Origin of the sequence: Spirillospora sp. NPDC048911, from assembly GCF_043198015.1 — a bacterium.
In the GTDB taxonomy this organism is placed as follows: Bacteria; Actinomycetota; Actinomycetes; order Streptosporangiales; family Streptosporangiaceae; genus Spirillospora.
Genome location: NZ_JBICUD010000005.1, coordinates 341,656 through 358,614, shown reverse-complemented (window position 1 = coordinate 358,614; position 16,959 = coordinate 341,656). Strand labels below are relative to the sequence as shown.

Annotated in this window: 19 protein-coding genes and 1 other RNA gene; 15 read left to right on the top strand and 5 right to left on the bottom strand. The window is 69.1% G+C overall.

Features of this window, described 5'->3' with window-relative positions; translation table 11 throughout:
* Positions 1-195 precede the first annotated feature (195 nt).
* Complete coding sequence (gene prfB / locus ACGFNU_RS24565; protein ID WP_392597109.1) at positions 196-1,311, bottom strand: peptide chain release factor 2; 1,116 nt, start codon at positions 1,309-1,311, stop codon at positions 196-198.
* A 114-nt stretch (positions 1,312-1,425) separates the two neighbouring features.
* Between prfB and ACGFNU_RS24560 the strand changes: the two genes are divergently transcribed.
* Complete coding sequence (locus ACGFNU_RS24560; RefSeq protein ID WP_392597107.1) at positions 1,426-2,472, top strand: hypothetical protein; 1,047 nt, start codon at positions 1,426-1,428, stop codon at positions 2,470-2,472.
* 8 nt (positions 2,473-2,480) lie between these two features.
* Here ACGFNU_RS24560 and ACGFNU_RS24555 read toward each other — a convergent pair whose 3' ends face one another.
* Positions 2,481-2,624, bottom strand: a complete 144-nt coding sequence (locus tag ACGFNU_RS24555; RefSeq protein WP_392597106.1) for a hypothetical protein — start codon at positions 2,622-2,624, stop codon at positions 2,481-2,483.
* A gap of 393 nt (positions 2,625-3,017) precedes the next feature.
* Here ACGFNU_RS24555 and ftsE point away from each other — a divergent pair, with 393 nt between their 5' ends.
* The 6 genes from ftsE to ssrA all read left to right on the top strand — a co-directional run bounded on the left by ftsE (position 3,018) and on the right by ssrA (position 9,149).
* Positions 3,018-3,707, top strand: coding sequence for a cell division ATP-binding protein FtsE (gene ftsE / locus ACGFNU_RS24550; RefSeq protein WP_344546665.1), 690 nt, complete (start codon positions 3,018-3,020; stop codon positions 3,705-3,707).
* Between the two features lie 60 nt (positions 3,708-3,767).
* Positions 3,768-4,673: a permease-like cell division protein FtsX gene (ftsX, locus tag ACGFNU_RS24545; RefSeq protein ID WP_392597104.1), complete on the top strand. Its 906-nt coding sequence runs from the start codon at positions 3,768-3,770 to the stop codon at positions 4,671-4,673.
* Between the two features lie 111 nt (positions 4,674-4,784).
* Positions 4,785-5,993, top strand: coding sequence for a S41 family peptidase (locus ACGFNU_RS24540; RefSeq protein ID WP_392597103.1), 1,209 nt, complete (start codon positions 4,785-4,787; stop codon positions 5,991-5,993).
* 4 nt (positions 5,994-5,997) lie between these two features.
* Positions 5,998-6,471: an SsrA-binding protein SmpB gene (gene smpB, locus ACGFNU_RS24535; protein WP_392597101.1), complete on the top strand. Its 474-nt coding sequence runs from the start codon at positions 5,998-6,000 to the stop codon at positions 6,469-6,471.
* Between the two features lie 9 nt (positions 6,472-6,480).
* On the top strand, positions 6,481-8,430 hold the full coding sequence (locus ACGFNU_RS24530; protein ID WP_392597100.1) for a penicillin-binding transpeptidase domain-containing protein: 1,950 nt from the start codon (positions 6,481-6,483) through the stop codon (positions 8,428-8,430).
* Between the two features lie 346 nt (positions 8,431-8,776).
* Positions 8,777-9,149, top strand: a transfer-messenger RNA (tmRNA) gene (gene ssrA / locus ACGFNU_RS24525).
* 72 nt (positions 9,150-9,221) lie between these two features.
* Here the strand turns inward: ssrA and ACGFNU_RS24520 are convergent.
* On the bottom strand, positions 9,222-10,430 hold the full coding sequence (locus ACGFNU_RS24520) for a tyrosine-type recombinase/integrase (protein ID WP_392597099.1): 1,209 nt from the start codon (positions 10,428-10,430) through the stop codon (positions 9,222-9,224).
* A 2-nt stretch (positions 10,431-10,432) separates the two neighbouring features.
* The gene (locus ACGFNU_RS24515) at positions 10,433-11,191 is read right to left on the bottom strand and encodes a helix-turn-helix transcriptional regulator (protein ID WP_392597097.1); all 759 of its coding nucleotides are present in this window, start codon (positions 11,189-11,191) and stop codon (positions 10,433-10,435) included.
* A gap of 569 nt (positions 11,192-11,760) precedes the next feature.
* On the opposite strand from ACGFNU_RS24515, the gene ACGFNU_RS24510 reads away from it, so the two are divergent.
* From ACGFNU_RS24510 to ACGFNU_RS24475, 8 genes are all read left to right on the top strand, one after another.
* Positions 11,761-12,042 carry a helix-turn-helix transcriptional regulator gene (locus tag ACGFNU_RS24510; RefSeq protein WP_392597096.1) on the top strand — a complete coding sequence of 94 codons (282 nt, stop codon included), beginning with the start codon at positions 11,761-11,763 and terminating at the stop codon, positions 12,040-12,042.
* Positions 12,039-12,350: a hypothetical protein gene (locus ACGFNU_RS24505; protein WP_392597094.1), complete on the top strand. Its 312-nt coding sequence runs from the start codon at positions 12,039-12,041 to the stop codon at positions 12,348-12,350. The genes ACGFNU_RS24510 and ACGFNU_RS24505 overlap by 4 nt, the downstream gene beginning before the upstream one ends.
* Positions 12,351-12,475: 125 nt before the next feature.
* On the top strand, positions 12,476-12,703 hold the full coding sequence (locus ACGFNU_RS24500; protein ID WP_392597093.1) for a hypothetical protein: 228 nt from the start codon (positions 12,476-12,478) through the stop codon (positions 12,701-12,703).
* On the top strand, positions 12,700-13,629 hold the full coding sequence (locus ACGFNU_RS24495) for a bifunctional DNA primase/polymerase (RefSeq protein ID WP_392597091.1): 930 nt from the start codon (positions 12,700-12,702) through the stop codon (positions 13,627-13,629). Before ACGFNU_RS24500 ends, ACGFNU_RS24495 begins: the two co-directional genes overlap by 4 nt.
* Complete coding sequence (locus tag ACGFNU_RS24490) at positions 13,626-15,200, top strand: YfjI family protein (protein ID WP_392597090.1); 1,575 nt, start codon at positions 13,626-13,628, stop codon at positions 15,198-15,200. The genes ACGFNU_RS24495 and ACGFNU_RS24490 overlap by 4 nt, the downstream gene beginning before the upstream one ends.
* A gap of 229 nt (positions 15,201-15,429) precedes the next feature.
* Positions 15,430-15,603 (top strand): hypothetical protein, encoded by a 174-nt coding sequence (locus tag ACGFNU_RS24485; RefSeq protein ID WP_392597089.1) that lies wholly within the window; start codon positions 15,430-15,432, stop codon positions 15,601-15,603.
* Between the two features lie 68 nt (positions 15,604-15,671).
* Positions 15,672-16,370 carry a hypothetical protein gene (locus tag ACGFNU_RS24480; protein WP_392597088.1) on the top strand — a complete coding sequence of 233 codons (699 nt, stop codon included), beginning with the start codon at positions 15,672-15,674 and terminating at the stop codon, positions 16,368-16,370.
* Entirely contained in the window at positions 16,367-16,588 is a 222-nt protein-coding gene (locus ACGFNU_RS24475; RefSeq protein ID WP_392597087.1) for a hypothetical protein, read from the top strand. The genes ACGFNU_RS24480 and ACGFNU_RS24475 overlap by 4 nt, the downstream gene beginning before the upstream one ends.
* Here the strand turns inward: ACGFNU_RS24475 and ACGFNU_RS24470 are convergent.
* On the bottom strand, positions 16,585-16,956 hold the full coding sequence (locus tag ACGFNU_RS24470; protein WP_392597086.1) for a helix-turn-helix transcriptional regulator: 372 nt from the start codon (positions 16,954-16,956) through the stop codon (positions 16,585-16,587). The genes ACGFNU_RS24475 and ACGFNU_RS24470 overlap by 4 nt on opposite strands.
* Positions 16,957-16,959: the final 3 nt, after the last annotated feature.

The following is a 16,959-nucleotide window of genomic DNA, read 5'->3' as shown; positions in this document are numbered from 1 at the left end:
GCGCGGCGTACCAGCGTACAGGCGGCGGGAGGACGAGGTCGCGCACGGACATGGTGGATCCCATGGAAGAAGGGTGGTGGTGCGATCGCTTTCATCATCGCAGGGTGACCGCAAGGTCACGCAGCGAATCCGGAATGTGTGCCAGGTCGTGCTCGCAGGCGCGGAACGGGCGCGGGACGACTCTCGCACGGGCGGTTAGGAGCCCGCCGTCTCCTGCTGGCGCATCCAGCGGATCTCGGCCTCGATGAAGTCGTCGATGTCGCCGTCCAGCACCGAGGTCGGGTTGCCGGCCTCCACGCCGGTGCGCAGGTCCTTGACGATCTGGTACGGATGCAGCACGTAGTTGCGGATCTGCGTGCCCCAGCTGCTGGTGCCCTCGCCACGCAGGGCGGACATCTTCTCCGCCTCTTCCTGGCGCTTGCGCTCCAGCAGCTTGGCCTGCAGCACGTTCATCGCGGTGGCCTTGTTCTGGAGCTGGCTGCGCTCGTTCTGGCAGGAGACGACGATGCCGGTCGGGAGGTGGGTGATCCGCACCGCCGAGTCGGTGGTGTTGACGCCCTGCCCGCCGGGCCCGGAGGACCGGTAGACGTCGATCCGCAGGTCGCTCTCGTCGATCTCGACGTGGTCGCTCTGCTCGACGACCGGGACCACGTCCAGGCCGGCGAACGACGTCTGGCGGCGGCCCTGGTTGTCGAACGGCGAGATGCGCACCAGCCGGTGCGTGCCGTGCTCACCGCGCAGCGTGCCGTAGGCGTAGGGGGCCTTGACCGTGAACGTGGTCGACTTGATCCCGGCCTCTTCGGCGTAGGACGTCTCGTAGACCTCGGTCGGGTAGCCGTGGCGCTCGGCCCAGCGCAGGTACATCCGCTGCAGCTGCTCGGCCCAGTCGGCCGCGTCGACCCCGCCCGCCTGGGCGTTGATGGTGACGAGCGCCTCGCGGGCGTCGTACTCGCCCGACATGAGGGTCCGGACCTCGAGCTGCTGGACGGCCTTGTCGAGCGCGGCCAGCTCGTCGCCGGCCTCCTTGCGGGTGTCCTCGTCGTCCATCTCCGCGGCCATCTCGTAGAGCGTGACCACGTCCTCGTGCCGCTGGCGAAGGCCCTCGACCCTGCCAAGCTCGGCTTCGAGGTACGACAGGCGGCGCGTCACGGACTGGGCGCGCTCCTGGTCGTTCCACAGGTCAGGGTCGGCCGACTGCTCGCGCAGCTCGGCGATGTCGCGCCGCATGCCGTCGAGGTCCAGCACCTGCTCGATGCCGGCGAGGGTCGAGCCGAGCTCCTTGAGCTGTTCTTCGGGTTCGATGCCTGCCACACGTCGAGCTTATCGCCGTCCCGGTAGTGCCCGAACGCCCGGTCATACCCCGGCTGATGGCAGAATCACGGGTCAGCAAGAGATGCTCGAGAAGGATCCAGGGGGCGAGGGCGGGTGCTGAGGGTCTCGCGGACGGCGGCGGCGCTGCTGCTGGCCGTGCCGTTCGCCGCCGGCTGCGCCGGTGGCGAGGAGCCCGCGGCCCGGCCGGCCAAGGCGACGGTCACGACCGCGGCGCCGGCCCCCGAGCCGCTCACCCCGCAGGCCGCCGAACGCCAGTTCCGCACGTTCACCATCGACGACAACGTGGCGAGGGCCGCCGGCGACGAGCGCCTGGCGCTGAGCTGGGTCACCGACGGCCAGTCCATGCTCACCGCCGCCGAATACCGGCGGGCCGTCTTCGACGGCGACCCCGTCCGGGAGTACGAGTACGGCAAGCCGAAGCTGTACGTGCCGAAGCTGACGTCCTATCCCCACTGGTTCGTGGTCCAGGTGCCCCGGACGGTCAAGGGCGACAAGAAGAGCACCCGCGAGGCCTATCTGGCGTTCGTCCGCCGCGGCCCCGCCGAGGGCTGGAAGCTGAGCCTGAGCACGCTGCTCGCGCCCAAGGCGCGCGCGCCCAGGGTGGCCCTGGACGCGGAGGGCTACGCGACGGCCCTGGCGACGACCGACTCGTCGGTGCTGATCCAGCCGCGGGCGCTGCCCGGCATCCAGGCCACGCTCGCCGCGGAGGGCCCCGACAGCGTGGCGGCCAAGGTCATGAAGGCCGGGCCGTTCACCACCGGCTACTACTCGCAGACCCGCAAGGACCGCCGCAAGGGCAAGGACCACGGCCTCGTCCTGGAGGCGGTCTTCGTGGCCACGCCCTTCCCCTTCTTCCCGCTGCGCACCGAGAACGGCAGCGGCCTGGTGCTCTACGCGCTGTCGCGCAACAGCGTCATCAAGGGCAAGGAGAAGGACAAGGCCAAGCCGCCCATCCCGCCCGACGTCGCGCATCTGCTGGACGGCACCGTCAAGGGCTCCGAGATCCACACCACGGACATCTTCCAGTTCGCCGCCTACGACCCGGTGAAGGCCGGCGGGGACGGCAAGGCGCAGGGCAAGGCGGACGTGATGGCCGAGGCCGGTGCCCTGGCCCGCGCCGCCACCCCGCCCCCCAAGTGACGAGCCGGTCAGCCGGCCACGCGCTGGAGGACGAGGGCCACGAACAGGAGTGCCACCAGGCCCGCCAGCACGAGGGCCGGTGGCACGGACGGCCCGTGGCGGTGCATCTCGTCCCGGGCGATCCGGCAGGTCGGGCACCTGCCCTCGACCACCGGGCCCGAGCATCGAGCGCAGATCAGATGTTCGCAGCTCATCTCAGTGGGCCCCTATCTCCGTGCAATTCGCCATCATCCAGCGTAGCCGGACTGTATGGTCGTTCCGGCAAGTCCGAGAGCTCAAAGGGCACGAACCGGCGTACGTCGGGAGTCGTCAGGTATGGAAGGCACTCGTTTCTCCGGGGCCGACACGCCGTGCCCCATGGCGCTTCCGGCCCCGTCAGACCGCCTCGTACGGGTCGGGGCAGTCGACCGTCCCCTCTATAGTGCTCGGAAGCCACCTGGTCACCCGGCCGGATGGCGCAGCGGAGTCGCTCCCGTCCCGGATCCGTCCGGGGTTCCCGGCGTCACCGTTCTCAGACCCCTAGACTGAACCGCCGTGATGCAGCCGTGATCCATTTCGACAACGTCACCAAGGTCTACAAGACCCAGAACCGGCCGGCCCTCCAGCACGTGAACGTCGCCATCGAAAAGGGCGAGTTCCTGTTCCTGGTGGGTCCGTCGGGCTCCGGCAAGTCGACCTTCCTGCGCCTCGTCCTCAAGGAGGAGCGTCCTACCCAGGGTCACGTGCACGTGGCGGGCAAGGACCTCAGCCGGCTGACCAACTGGAAGGTGCCGCACCTGCGGCGCCGGATCGGTTGCGTCTTCCAGGACTTCCGGCTCCTCCCCAACAAGAACGTCTTCGAGAACGTCGCGTTCGCCCTCGAGGTGATCGGCAAGCCGCGCCGCTTCATCGGCAAGGTGGTGCCCGAGGTCATCGATCTCGTCGGGCTCGAAGGCAAGGCCAACCGGATGCCGGACGAGTTGTCCGGCGGCGAGCAGCAGCGCGTCGCCATCGCCCGCGCGTTCGTCAACCGGCCGATGATCCTGCTGGCCGACGAGCCGACCGGGAACATCGACCCGGCGACCTCGATCGGCATCATGAAGGTCCTCGACCGGATCAACCGCACCGGAACGACCGTGGTGATGGCCACCCACGACGCCGCGATCGTGGACGCCTTCCGTAAGCGCGTCGTCGAACTGGAGGACGGCCGGGTCGTCCGCGACCAGTCGCGCGGCGTGTACGGCCAGGCCTACTGAGGCCGGCCCCCCAGTTATCACGCTCCAGCCGGGGCACACGCGACCAAGGGACAGCGAGGCATGCGCGCACAGTTCGTTCTTCAGGAGATCTGGATCGGTCTCCGCCGGAACCTCACGATGACGATCTCCCTCGTCATCACCGTCGCCATCGCCATGGCGCTCTTGGGCACGGGTCTGCTGCTCAGGACTCAGGTCGAATCCTCCAAGAGCTACTGGTACGACAAGATCGAGGTCTCGGTCTTCCTGTGCGCCAAGACGAGCTCCAACCCCACCTGTGGCCGGAAGGACATCACGTCGCAGCAGCGCGACGCCCTCAAGGCCGACCTCGACAAGCTCCCGCAGGTGGCGAAGGTCGAGTACGAGAGCAAGGAGCAGGCGTACGCGCGGTTCAAGGACCGGTTCGCCAGCACTCCGGGCTTCGTGCAGAGCGCCAAGTCGGGCGACATCCCCGACTCGTTCCGGATCCGGCTCAAGGACCCCGAGCAGTACAAGCAGGTCGCGCAGGCCGTGCTGGGACGGCAGGGCGTCGACCAGGTCATCAACGAGCAGGAGATCCTGAAGAAGTTCTTCAAGATCCTCGGTGGGCTGCAGTGGGCCGCGCTGATGATCGCGCTCATCCAGGTGGTCGCCGCGGTGCTGCTGGTGGCCAACACCGTCCGGCTGTCGGCCTTCAACCGCCGCCGCGAGACGGGGATCATGCGCCTGGTCGGCGCGTCCAACACCTATATCCAGCTGCCCTTCATCATGGAGGGCGCGATCGCGGGCCTGATCGGTGGCCTGTTCTCGGCGTTCCTCCTGGTCGGCAGCAAGGTACTGCTGATCGACCGGCTGGCCGGCAACATCGGCTTCGCCAGCCAGCTCAACTGGGGCACCGTGGTCCTCGTGATCGTCGCCACGATCTGCTTCGGTGTGCTGCTGTGCGCCCTGGCCTCGTTCCTCACCCTGCGCCGCTACCTGCGCATCTGAGGACGTCCTCCGAGCCCGTGCCCGCCGGTCCATGCGAGTGCCCATGAGAGCGCCTGTGCGGGTGACGAAGGCCGCGCCCCCGCCGGTGCGGCGGTGTCTACACTTGGCCGCATGTTCCGGTTCAGCGGTCGTGCGTTGCGTGCCGCCGTCGTGACCGTCGCGGTCATCTGCGCGTACGCCGCCGGAGTGATCACTGGTGGCGGAGCCGAGGAGCGCACCGTGCCCGTCGGGCGATCCCTGCTGGACGAGGCGGCCGCCAAGATCCGCCAGGAGGCCGCGGAGCCGGTCGATCCGGGCGAGCTCGACGACGCCGCGATCGACGCCATGCTGAGGCGCCTCGGGGACAAATGGGCCCGTTACTACTCGGCCCGGGAGTACGACGACTTCCGCGGCCGGCTCAACGGCCGCTACAGCGGCGTCGGGCTCTGGCTGGGCGCCGCCGACGACGCGAAGGCGACCGACAAGCGGGTCCGGGTGGCCAGCGTCCAGCCCGGCTCGGCCGCGGCCCGCGCGGGCGTCCGCGTCGGCGACGTGATCACCTGGGTGGGCGACGACCGGGTCGAGGGCTGGGACGTCACCAGGGTCGCGATGGCGCTGCGCGGCGCCCCGGACGCCGGGGTGCGGCTGACCGTCGACCGCGGCAGCCGGGAGCACCGGTTCACCCTCGTCCGGACGGCGGTGAGCAACGGCGACGTGTCCGCGGCGCCGCTCGACGACCACATGCAGATCATCCGTGTCGGCGCGTTCACCCGCGGGGTGGGCCGCCAGGTGCGCGGCGCCCTCACCGCGACACCCGACCGGCATCGCGGCGGTGTGCTCCTCGACCTGCGCGGCAATCCGGGCGGGCTGCTGCGCGAGGCGGTCGAGACGGCCTCGGCGTTCCTGCCGGACGGTCTCGTCGTGACGTACGAGCGGCAGGGCCGCCCCGCCGAGCGGATGACCGTGACGGAGGCCGGCGACACGCGCACCCCGCTGGTCGTGCTGGTCGACGCGGGCACGGCGAGCGCCGCGGAGGTGGTCGCGGGCTCCCTGCGCGACCGCGACCGCGCGGTGATCGTAGGATCGCGTACGTTCGGGAAAGGGTCGGTACAGGAGCCGATCCGGCTGGCCGACGGTTCGGCCATCGAGCTGACCGTGGGTCGCTACCGAACCCCCAGCGGCCGTAACCTCGATGGTGTCGGGATCGACCCGGATGTGGCGGTCTCCGCCGACCGTCCGCCCCTGGCGGCCGAGCAGCGGGCTCAGGCGGTGCTGCGGGGGTTGTTGGCGACGCTGCCAGAGGTGGGCTCGGGCGGCGTGACAGATAGAGACCGAGGCTGATTGCGTGCCACGTGAGACAGGGCGGAAGAACATCGCCCAGAACAAGCGTGCCCGTTACGACTACCACATCGACGACACGTGGGAAGCGGGCATGGTGCTGCTCGGCACCGAGGTCAAGGCCCTGCGCGCGGGCCGGGCCTCCCTCGTCGACGGCTACGCCACCGTGCGCGACGGCGAGGTGTGGCTCGACAACGTGCACATTCCCCAGTACGTGCAGGGCACCTGGACCAACCACGCCGAGAAGCGCCCGCGCAAGCTGCTGCTGCACAAGCGCGAGATCCAGAAGATCATCATCAAGTCCCAGGAGCCGGGCTGGACGCTGATCCCGCTGGCCCTGTATTTCAAGGACGGGAAGGCCAAGGTCGAGATCGGCCTGGCGCGTGGTAAGAAGTCGTACGACAAGCGGCAGGCCATCGCGAAGCGGGAAGCCGACCGGGAGATGCAGCGCGCGAACTCGGCCCGGTTCAGGAGACGGTGAAGGGTGTCCATGAGCAACCGAGGCCGCAAGGGCGTGCCGACGGTGCGGCGCCGAGTGATCTCGGTGGCGGCCTGCGTGGTGCTGGTGGGCGCCGGTACCTCCGCCTGTTTCGCCGAGCAGTCGGCGATGCCGACCGTGCGCGACTTCCTCGTCGCCTGGCAGGTCGAGAACTACGACGCCGCGGCCAAGCACACGGTCGGCGCCGACCAGGCCCAGGTGGCGCGCGCCCTCGCCGGGCTGCGCAACCAGCTCGACGCGGCCTCGATGAAGCTGGCGCTGGGCCAGCCGGTCCCGGCCGGCAAGAAGCCCGGCCGGGCCATCGTCAAGAACGGGGAGACCGCCGAGGCCCGGTTCGCGGTCAAGATCGACCTGGGTGAGAACGGCGAGCCCTGGACCTACACCGGCGTGATGAAGCTCAGGCGCGTCAAGGGGAAGTGGAAGGTCGTCTGGGATCCGTCGATCATCCACCCGCGGCTCAAGGCCGGCCAGCGGCTCGCCGTGGTCTCCGAGACGCCCCGGCGGAGCCCGATCCAGGACTCCCGGGGCAAGTCGATGCTGCGCACCGTCCCGACGAGCATCATCGGCGTCGTCCCCGGCCAGCTGGCCGACCCGCAGAAGACCGTCCAGCAGATGGTCAGATCGCTGCGGTTCGGTGCCAACCGGACCCTCGACACCCAGCGGCTCCTGGGGCGCATCCGGTCCGCGCCGCCGGAGAAGTTCCTGCCGCTGCTCACGATGGAGACGTCGTCGGCGGGTGTCGTCGACCAGCAGCTCAGCCAGCTCAGCCAGGTCTCCGGGCTGCAGGTGAAGCCCACCAAGGCGGCCATCGACCCCGTGGCGGCGCCCGAGTTCGTCGGCAGCCTCGGCCCGGCCACCAACGACCGGCTCCAGCAGGTCGGCGCCCCGTACCAGCCGGGCGACACGATCGGCGTCAGCGGCCTGCAGCTCCTCATGCAGCGCCGGCTCGCCGGCACCCCCACCGTCCGGGTGATCGCGCAGGACGCCACGGGCCGCGACCAGGAGGAACTGCGCGCCTGGCCCGGCTCCCCTTCGGACCCCGTCCAGACGACGCTGGACTGGCGGGTTCAGGCACGGGCGGACCACGCCCTCGCGAGACTGCCGTACGTGGCCTCGATGGCGGTCGTCAACCCGGCCAGCGGCGCCGTCCAGGCCGTCGCCAACCATCGCACCGGCGGCCAGAACAGGGCCCTCGAAGGGCGTTACCCGCCCGGGCTCACCTTCGGCATCGTCGCCGCGGAGGCGCTGCTCAACAGCGGCGTGGCCAAGGACACCGAGACCGACTGCCCGGCCTCGGTCCAGGTGGGCGGCCGCACGTTCACCAACCCGTACCCCGCCCAGGGCAAGGGCACGTTCGAGTCGAATTTCACCGCCTCCTGCGCCACCACGCTCGCCGCCCTCAGCACCCGCCTGAACGCCCAGGCCCTCACCGCCGCGGCCACGAGGTTCGGTCTCGGCAAGGACTGGGGCATGGCGGTCCCGGGATTCCCCGGCTCGGTGCCCGTTCCGGCGAACGACGCCGACAAGGCCTCGATGATGATCGGCGAGGGCGGTCTCCAGGTGAGCCCGCTGTCCATGGCCCTGGCCGCGAGCGCCGCCGCGAACGGCTACTGGCGTCCCGGCTTCACGCTGACCAACCCCAGGGACACCCAGGGCGGGGTCACGGTCCCGCCGCTGGCCGCCACCGCGGTCCTCGACCTGAAGTCCCTGCTCCGCTCCTCGATCATTCGCGGCCCGGCCAAGGCGGCCAACGTCGGCGGCGTGTCCGGCGTCGGCGCCACCGTCACCGTCAACGGCAAGACCGTCTCGTGGTTCGTGGGCTCCCGCACCGAGTACGCCTTCGCGATCGCCGTCGAAGGCAGGGTCGACGCCGCCGCCCTGGTCAAGCGGTTCCTGGCGCCCGCCGCCACGATCCCCGGCCTGAACCGCGCCGCCCCCTGATCGAGCCCCCGCCGCCACAGAACGTTACAGCTTTGTTATCTCTTTACATCGAGGCCGCAACCTTCCCCTACCCCCCGTGCGTCTTTATGGGTGACTGAGACACCGCTGGGGGGGTTGCGGACTCAGTCGCCGTGATGAGACCAGAGCCTCGTCTCGGGGGAGGCTCTGCCGTCCGGACCGGCCCGACCCTGCCGGTCGGCCCCGGTGGGCGCGACGAGATCGTCGCCCACCGGGGCGTCACTTCTTTCCGGCCCCTGGGCCCCCCGGGAATCACGTTGGCATCACCCGCGTTATCCATGTAGCGTCTTGTTACGGACGTCCAGGCGTCCGTTTGACAACTCAACATGGGGGTGACCGGCTTCGACTTCGGTAGGTCGAGCCAGGGGAAGCGGGTCGAGGGTTGCTGTCGTGACCTCGTAAATCCTGTGACAGCAAACCAATAACTGCCAACAAGAAGCAGTCCGAGTTCGCTCTCGCCGCCTGAGGCGAGTAGCGACTCTGTCAGCCCGGGTGAGTCTCCGCCCCGGGGTCTGGCATCGCTAGGAGACTCCACCTGTAATCCCGGCCGCGGGGATTACGGGAACATCTAACAGTGGCTGAGCCCGTCGGCGACTTGCCTGCGTGAGTGCCGGGGCTGAGAAAACGACGAGCAGGCTGCGCCCGGAGAAGCCCTGACTCATCATCGAAGGACGCGGGTTCGATTCCCGCCACCTCCACGATCTAGGGAGCCGCTGGCCAGGCAAGTTCTGGTCGGCGGCTCCTGGCGTCTGCGCCCACTTTACGCCCACTCTTCACGCCTCCCGGTGGAGGATCTCGGCCGCCTGGGCGGACGCCACATTGCGCCCCATGTACACGTCCTGGGTCATTGACGGCTTGGCGTGCCCGAGGTGATCGGCGATCGCCCGAGCACTCAGGCCGGCATCGTCGAGCCGGGTCGCCACCGTCTTGCGGAACGTGTGCGTCGTCACCCACCCAAACGCCTCCGTGTCCACACGCGTGAGGACTTCCCGGACGTCCCGGTTGGCGTTGCTTGGGTTCCGCACGCCTCCGAGCAGGCCCGGGAAGAGCAGGCCCACCTCGCCAGCCTTCTGCTCGTAGGCCATGCCGTCGGCGGTGACCATGGTGATCGGGCGATCGCCGTGCGGCCAGACTTTCGCGATGCGTCGGCGGCAGAGCTCGACGACATGGCCGGGCAGGGCGATGATCCGCCAGCCCGCCTCCGACTTCGGCCGCAGCTGCAACACAGTGCCCTTGCCCTTGAGCCTGATGGCGGTCGCGTTGACCTCCAGGACTCCGGCCTCCAGATCGACGACATCGGCCCGTACACCGAGCACCTCGCCGATGCGCATCCCGGTGCCGTCCAAGAACTCCACCAGGTCCGGGACATCAGCTTCGCGTGCCAGTTCGTCCCCCGAGACCTTCGCCAGCATGGCCGTCTCCTCTGCGGCCGTGAGGGCCCGTGGCCGTGCCCGCCGTCCGGTCGAGATCTTCGCGGTCTCACGCACAGGGTTGGTGTCCAGGGCGCCGTGCCGCACCGCTAGGCCCAGAAGGAGGGAGAGTACAGACTTGGTCGTCTTGGCGGCTGAGGGGCCGTGAGCCTTCCGGACAGCCTTGATGAAGCGGTCACACGTGGGGACGTCGAGCTCGCGCATGAGGAGACCGCCCAGGGCCTTCACGACCCGCGCCAGCGCGCGTTCATAGATCTCCTTGGTCTGCTGGGACAGGTTCTCGGCGTCCTTGATCTCCGCCCACCACATTTCCGATGCGTCACGGAGCCGGGTGTCTGCGGTGATCTCGCCGTCAGCCGGCGGGCCAGAGCGGTCGCGCAGCGCTTCCTTCAGCCGACGCTCGGCTGCGGTCTGGGTAGGGCCAAACCTGGTGACCTCGCGGGTCTCGCCGTCGTAGTCACGGACGTTTACCCGGGCACGTACGCGCTGCTTCCCGAGCTTCTGGAAGCGGATCTTTCCAGCGGTGCCCACGGGGAGAGGGGGGCGCCCCATGGCTACTCCCTTTTGTCCGCGCTAGAAGTGGCCTCTGACGAATCGTGGCCGGATGAATCGGATGGCCGATGTAGATGCGCCTCAGGCTCCGTGCTCGACTCGGAGCTCCCCTGATAGCGCTTAATCATCTCCGTGGCTCTCTGAAGAGCTTCCCATTGGCTTCTCTTGATTCCTTCGATCTCCGTTTGGGCAAGAGAACCTGGACGCGGCCTGCTCGATTTGCCTTCAAAGCTGAGGGCTGCCTGCTCGATTGCATGGTCGAGAGCCGTCCGCTGTAGCTGACCCCGACCAAAATCCCAACTTCGCTGGATGACATCCCCATCCAGTTCGGGGTGTAGGTACAGGGCACGTTGCGCGGAGTCAAGCTCTCGCTCAAGGCGGCCTCGTATCATCCATAGCTCGTGAATGCTTTTGATGACGTTCCGGAAGGCTGCGCTGTTCTCCCGCCCTAGATGGCGAATTGCATAGGCGTGTCGGGTGTCACGGGGGGAGAGAATCAGCATATCTATGGTGGTATCAAGCGCGCGCGCTAGTTGCACGGCTTCGGCTAGGCGTACCGGCCTAGAGCCGGATTCGATTTTTGCAATGGTCTGCTGGTGCATGGGGTAGCCAGCCTCAGACATCAGTCGGGCCAATTCAGCCTGGGACAATCCTCGGCGCTCTCGGTGCTGACGAAGGTTGGTGGCGAACCGCTCGTCTGGCGTGGTTGTGGGGATCTCGGGCTCCCCTTCGACGGCTTCCTCTGGTGGTTCTTCTGGCATGGTCGCACGCTACAACAATTTGGTGTGAGGGCCAACGGTTGCCAACGCTAGGACGTTGTGACACTCTGATCGTGTAGGGAGGCCGCCTGGCCACACCAGGATCGGGTGAGTGGATCGATACTTGTTGTGCCTGCTGTATCACGTTATGTGAAGGCAAGGATGGAGGCGTGTCCACGCCTCGATTCTTCTCTCAGCAAGGTGCACAAGGCTCTGAACTGCAACTTTGGGAGGAAAGATCTGGAGGTGCTGGTTGTCTACAGGGTCAAAACGGTCAAACCGCATCCGTGGTCCACAGGGGATCCACAGCTCTCTCCACAGATCACGTTGCGGGCTGCGGAGCGCCTCAGCCATCCTCAACCCATCGAACACACTGTCGTCCGTTGGGGCGCAACGACGTTGCAGCTCTCCAGGAGGTCAGTCATTGTTGATCTACTAGACCAAAGCGGCCTCGCCAGGAGTCAGCCGGCAAGCAAGGCTCCTGACGAGGCCATCAAGACCGCCCATCACCGTGCTCACAGTTAAGGCAGGTCATGCCGAAGGGTACCAACGCCAGTCAACGCCACCTCAGCATGGGTGACATCAAGGTCTCGCCGAAGGCAGCTCAGCAGAGCGAGGAGGTCGGGGTCACGGCCGCCGTCTCGTCGCAGGTCGACCGTACCGGGGACCGCCTTCTCCAGCTCGACCAGATGGCCGAGATCACCACATTGAGCGAGGCCACCCTGCGATGGCTCCGCCACCGAGGTGAAGGTCCGCCGATGTTTAAACTCGGCCGCCGCCTCGTGTGCTGGGAGCGGGACCTGCACGCCTGGATCGCGGCCGAGGCCGCCAAGGACCAGACTCACAGCGCATGAACGCGCCCGTGCTGCAGGTTGGCACCCTTATCGAGCTGCAGGCCAGCCGGGACGGATTCCTCGCCGAGCGCGACGTCTACCAGACGTGCTTCGGCCTGGCCGCCACGAGCGGCCCCGCCGTCGTCCTGATCCGCGGCCAGGTCAGCTCCGGTAACGCCTCTGCGGGCGCCGCCCGTCACCTCGGCGCCGCCCTCGCCGACGCGGACGACATCACTGTGCTCGGCTCCGGGCCCGGCCAGCTCGACTTTGCCGCGCTCGTCCAGGCTGCCGCCGTCGAGGAATGTTCCTTCCGCGCACGCCCCGCCTGAACGCAGCCGACTCGTCTGACCTCGGGGGTTCCCCGCACCCCCGAGCCCAACTACTTCGACGCGCGGTGGATCTTCCCCCGGCTTGGCCGCCGCGTACCCACATATCGAGCACCACGGAGTGCCTCATGGACGACGAGAAGTCGGGGCCGCGGCAGCCTGCGCGCGACCGCAACACCGCCCGCGCTACCGACCGAGAACGGGAAGCCCGCTACGCCAACACCCTGAAGTTCCTCGGCGAGGAACTGGCCGAGCTGGTCGACCTTCGCGGCCGGATCGCCCGAGCCAAGGCCGTCCTTGGTCGCGGAGGCGACCGGCAGGACGCCATCGACGCGCTCGACGGGCGGGTGCGGTGAGCGTCGCGCGGCGCGCCAGCGCCGTCGGCCACACCGTCCGCGGGTGGGCCGTATTCCCCTGCGGCACTCCCACCGACGACCACGGCCACCCGGCCGGCTCCGCCTCTGACTGCGAGCGGTGCAAGGCCGAGAAGGCCCCACGCCGCGGTTGGAAGTGGAAGGAACGCAACAGCAACGACCGCGCCGTCATCAGCGCCCACTGGCCCAAGGACGACCCGAACCTCGGCGTCGCGTGCCGCGCGTCCGGCCTGGTCGTAGTCGACCTCGACACGGCCGCGCACGGCGCCGTCATCCCGCCGGACTGGGCGGCCAAGGGCGGTATCCACGAGGGCGCCGACGTCCTGGCGTACCGGGCCGAGGAGGCCGGGCAGCCGTACCCGTTCGAGACCTACACCGTCCGCACGAGCTCGGGCGGCTGGCATCTGTACTTCCAGGCGCCGCCTGACCGGGCGATCCCCAACTCGGCGGGCAAGATCGGCCCGATGGTCGACGTGCGCGGTACCGCCAACGCAGACGGACAGCCGGGCGGCGGTTACGTGCTCGGCGCCGGGTCGATCGTCGGCGGCGCGCAGTACACCGTGCTTCACGACGTGCCGCCGATGCCGCTGCCCGGCTGGATCGCTGACCTGGCCGCGCCGACGCGACCCGTCCCGGCTGTGCGTCGCCCGATCCCGGCGCGCAGCAACGGGGAGGGCCGCCCGCACTCGAGGTTCGTCGGGCTGCTCGACACCGTGCTGTCCGCGCCGAACGGGCAGCGCAACAACGTCTTGCACTGGGCCGCGTGCCGCGCGGCCGACATGGTCGCCGAGGGCATCGTCGACCAGGCCGCCGCTGTGACGGCGCTGGAACGGGCGGGCGAGTCCATCGGCCTCGGCCAGCGTGAGGCAAGCGCCACGATCGGCTCGGCGTTCAGGACGGCCGCATGAGCCGCCGCGCCGAGGCCGAGCAGATCGCGGCCGACGCGGGTATCCCGCCGGACCCAGAGGTCGAGGACGAGCCGGTCGAGTGGGAAGAACTCGTCCCGCTCGGCTCCCGCCGCACGCTGCCCACCTTCCCCGTGGACGCCTTCCCCGGCTGGGTGAAGGACATGGTGCTGGGCGTCGCCGAGGAGACCCAGGTGCCCGCCGACATCCCGGCAGGTCTGGCCCTGGGCGCGCTCGCAACCGCCGCCGGCGGCAAGGCCGAGGTGCGGGTGCGAGGCGTCTGGAGCGAGCCGACGAACCTGTTCCTGGCCGTCGTCGCCGAGCCCGGCACCCGCAAGTCCGCCAACTTCCGCGCGATCACCACGCCGCTGTACGAGGCGGAGAAGGCCCTCAATGCCGAGTCCAAGGACAAACGGCGTGAGGCCGAGATCAGGCGTTCCCAGTTGGAGAAGGAAGACCGGGAGGCGCGCGCCAAGGCCAAGGACGGCAAGGCCGAGAACCTCGTGGAGGCGGTGGAGGCCGCCGCGGCACTGGAGAAGGCCGAGGCCGAGATGCCCGCCGAGCTACAGCTGATCGCCAAGAACGTCACCCCCGAAGAGTGCTCCACCCTGCTGGCCGAGCAGGGCGGCAGGCTGGCCATCCAGAGCGCGGAGGGCGACATCTTCGACATCATCTCGGGCCGCTACTCCAACGGCGCCCCGGCGCTGTCGCCGTTCCTGGAGGGCCATGCCGGGGACGTGCTGAAGGTCAACCGGCGCGGCCGCGCCGAGTACATCGAGAACCCCGCCTTGACGATCGCGGTGTGCATCCAGCCTGCCGTGCTGACATTCATCGCCGAGAAGCCGCGGCTGCGCGGGCAGGGCCTGCTCGCGCGGTTCCTGTACGCGGTGCCGCCGGACAAGGTCGGTCACCGCGCTGCCGAGCCCGAGCTGATCGCCGAGGACGTGCGCACCTCCTACAACACCAAGATGAAGGCCCTGGTGTTGTCGCTGGCCGGCTGGGACTCACCGTTCACGCTCACCCTGGACGAGCCCGCCCGCAAGCTGGTCACCGAGTTCATGGCAGAGCTGGAGCCGCGGCTGCAGCGGGGTACTCCGCTGGAGCCGCTACGCGACTGGGCCAGCAAGCTCACCGGCGCCATCGTCCGCATCGCCGGACTGCTGCACCTGGCCGAGCACCTCGACAACGGGTACCGCCGCCCCGTCGATGAGGCCACCGTCCGGAACGCCATCGAGATCGGCCGCTACTACGAGGCCCACGCCATCGGCGCGTTCGGGACCATGCGCGAGGACCCCGGGCTGGGGATCGCCCGGCGCGCCCTGGAGTGGCTGACCCGCCGCCCCGAAGACAAGCGCGAGGTGGTGACCCAGCGCGATATGCACCGTGCGCTGCAGTCCCACCTGGACAAGGCCGCCAGCGTCCGCCCCGTTCTCGCACTGCTGGCCGCGCACGGCTACCTGCGCGAGCAACCCGCCCCGCCGAAGTCGAGCAAGGGCGGCCGGGCGGCCTCTCCGCGCTACGACATCAACCCCCAGATTTACGAGACCGCTGACACAACTGACACAACCCGGTGACCTGCGAAAACTCGGTGACAGAAGGGGTGACAGAACGATGACAGAACTTGCAGCCGATGACACAACCCTCGCCGTAACCGGCCTCGGCCGTCGAGGTTCTGTCATTCCCAGGCAGTTCTGTCACGGTTCCGTCAGCGTTCTGTCATCCACCAAAGCCCCAGCTCAGACCGCACATTCGCGGTTCTGTCATTTCTGTCACTCGATCCCCAGAAGGGGAAGGACCGACACCTTGACGACCAAGCAGATCATTCGCTGCCGCTACCTGCGCCGCTCCGGTGAACAGTGCACCGGCGAGGCTGCCGACCCCGCGGCCGACGTCCTGCTCTGTCTCAAGCACATGGCGCGGGTCGTCGAGCATGCCCGCGCCACCTACAACCGGTTCCGGCGGGAGGCCACCCGGTGAGCCTCGACCAACGGCCGCGGTCGGTCGCTCGCGACGCGCGCCGGAATCTGCCCGCAGTGGATCGTGCGTTGCGGGATCTGGCCGAGGCCGCCGAGCTGGTGACCAGCCTCGCGCTGTTGCGCGATCCGGCGGCTTACCGGCCGTGGCGGGAACCGGCGCTCACCCCCGACCAGCGCGCCGAGCTCGACCACGCCGCTCGTGCCGAGCGAGCCGAACGTGTCGCAGACGCGCCGGGCGAACACACCGACGCCGCCCGGCCGGAGATCCTCGACGCGCTGTCGGGAGTGCTGTGGCGGGCTGAAAGCCTGGCCTGGCATCTGTCGCGTGCGGCATGGTGCCCGGTGCTTCCTCTGGCCGCAGCAGATGCCGACCCGCGTCCTTACCTGGCTCGCGCGGTCTCGGTGCTGCCCACGGCCGTGACGGGCTGGCAGAACGGCACAGAGATTGCCTGGTGGGCCGCCGATGAAGCCGCTGCGATGCTTGCCGATCTCGCCGCCACGCTCGGGCTGATGACGGACGGGCAACACCTGCGCCTTGTGTGCCCGTGGTGCGGCGGCCGTACCGAGCAAGTACCGACCGGCGGTGCGTGGACGTGGCGTGTTCGGCATCTGCCCGGCGACCTGGTCGCGATCGTGTGCGAGGGCGGGATGTGCGAGCCGCCGTCCAAGGACGTCGGCACGTGGTGGCGTGGCTGCCCGGCCTGGCCGCTGGCGGAGTGGGAATGGCTCGCTCGCCGTATCGAACGAAACGAGAGGATGGCGTCATGAGTGAACGTGTCGAGGTCCGGGTGCTGCTGCTGCTCGGCGACCAGGCCGACCTGACCACGCCCGACCACGGGCCGCACAACGCCCTGCGGATGCCGGCCGCCGACATCGCGCGTGACGCCGGCCTGCCCGCCAACGAGCTGCCAGGCCGGCGCCTGACCGCGATCCGCGACGGCGACAGCTTCCGGGACTTCCAGCTCGTCGACGACCCCCGTATCTAGCCGGTGTGCGCGCGCCGCGTGGCGCGTAGTTCCTCGACCTCGGTCCGGCGCCAGTGTGGCAGTCCGTGCACCATCACAGCATCCGGCATCCGTCCCACGTTGCGGTCCTTGCGCACAGTGGCGTAGGCGACACCGAGGACCTCGGCCGTCTCATGCTCGTCGAGCAGGTCGTCAGCGTCACCCGGTGCGGGCAAATCTGGAATCAGCCGCCCGGCGCGGTACGCCTCGACCTGTGCAAGGTCATAGAGCAGCTTGCGGCGGCCCGGGTTGACCGGAGCGGGAAAGCCTTCCTCGTGCGGGACGCCCCGGTTGCGGAACGTCTGGTAGGCCATGCCGAGAACGGCGGCCGCGCCCGCTCCATCGACCACCGG

Excerpts from the sequence above, each read along its gene's own strand:
- ACGFNU_RS24540 (WP_392597103.1), top strand. The coding sequence starts at position 4,785 with ATGTTCCGGTTCAGCGGTCGTGCGTTGCGTGCCGCCGTCGTGACCGTC.
- ACGFNU_RS24510 (WP_392597096.1), top strand. The coding sequence starts at position 11,761 with ATGGGTGACATCAAGGTCTCGCCGAAGGCAGCTCAGCAGAGCGAGGAG.
- ACGFNU_RS24475 (WP_392597087.1), top strand. The coding sequence starts at position 16,367 with ATGAGTGAACGTGTCGAGGTCCGGGTGCTGCTGCTGCTCGGCGACCAG.
- ACGFNU_RS24520 (WP_392597099.1), bottom strand. The coding sequence starts at position 10,430 with ATGGGGCGCCCCCCTCTCCCCGTGGGCACCGCTGGAAAGATCCGCTTC.
- ACGFNU_RS24530 (WP_392597100.1), top strand. The coding sequence starts at position 6,481 with ATGAGCAACCGAGGCCGCAAGGGCGTGCCGACGGTGCGGCGCCGAGTG.
- ACGFNU_RS24500 (WP_392597093.1), top strand. The coding sequence starts at position 12,476 with ATGGACGACGAGAAGTCGGGGCCGCGGCAGCCTGCGCGCGACCGCAAC.
- ACGFNU_RS24505 (WP_392597094.1), top strand. The coding sequence starts at position 12,039 with ATGAACGCGCCCGTGCTGCAGGTTGGCACCCTTATCGAGCTGCAGGCC.
- ACGFNU_RS24490 (WP_392597090.1), top strand. The coding sequence starts at position 13,626 with ATGAGCCGCCGCGCCGAGGCCGAGCAGATCGCGGCCGACGCGGGTATC.
- ftsX (WP_392597104.1), top strand. The coding sequence starts at position 3,768 with ATGCGCGCACAGTTCGTTCTTCAGGAGATCTGGATCGGTCTCCGCCGG.
- ACGFNU_RS24515 (WP_392597097.1), bottom strand. The coding sequence starts at position 11,191 with ATGCCAGAAGAACCACCAGAGGAAGCCGTCGAAGGGGAGCCCGAGATC.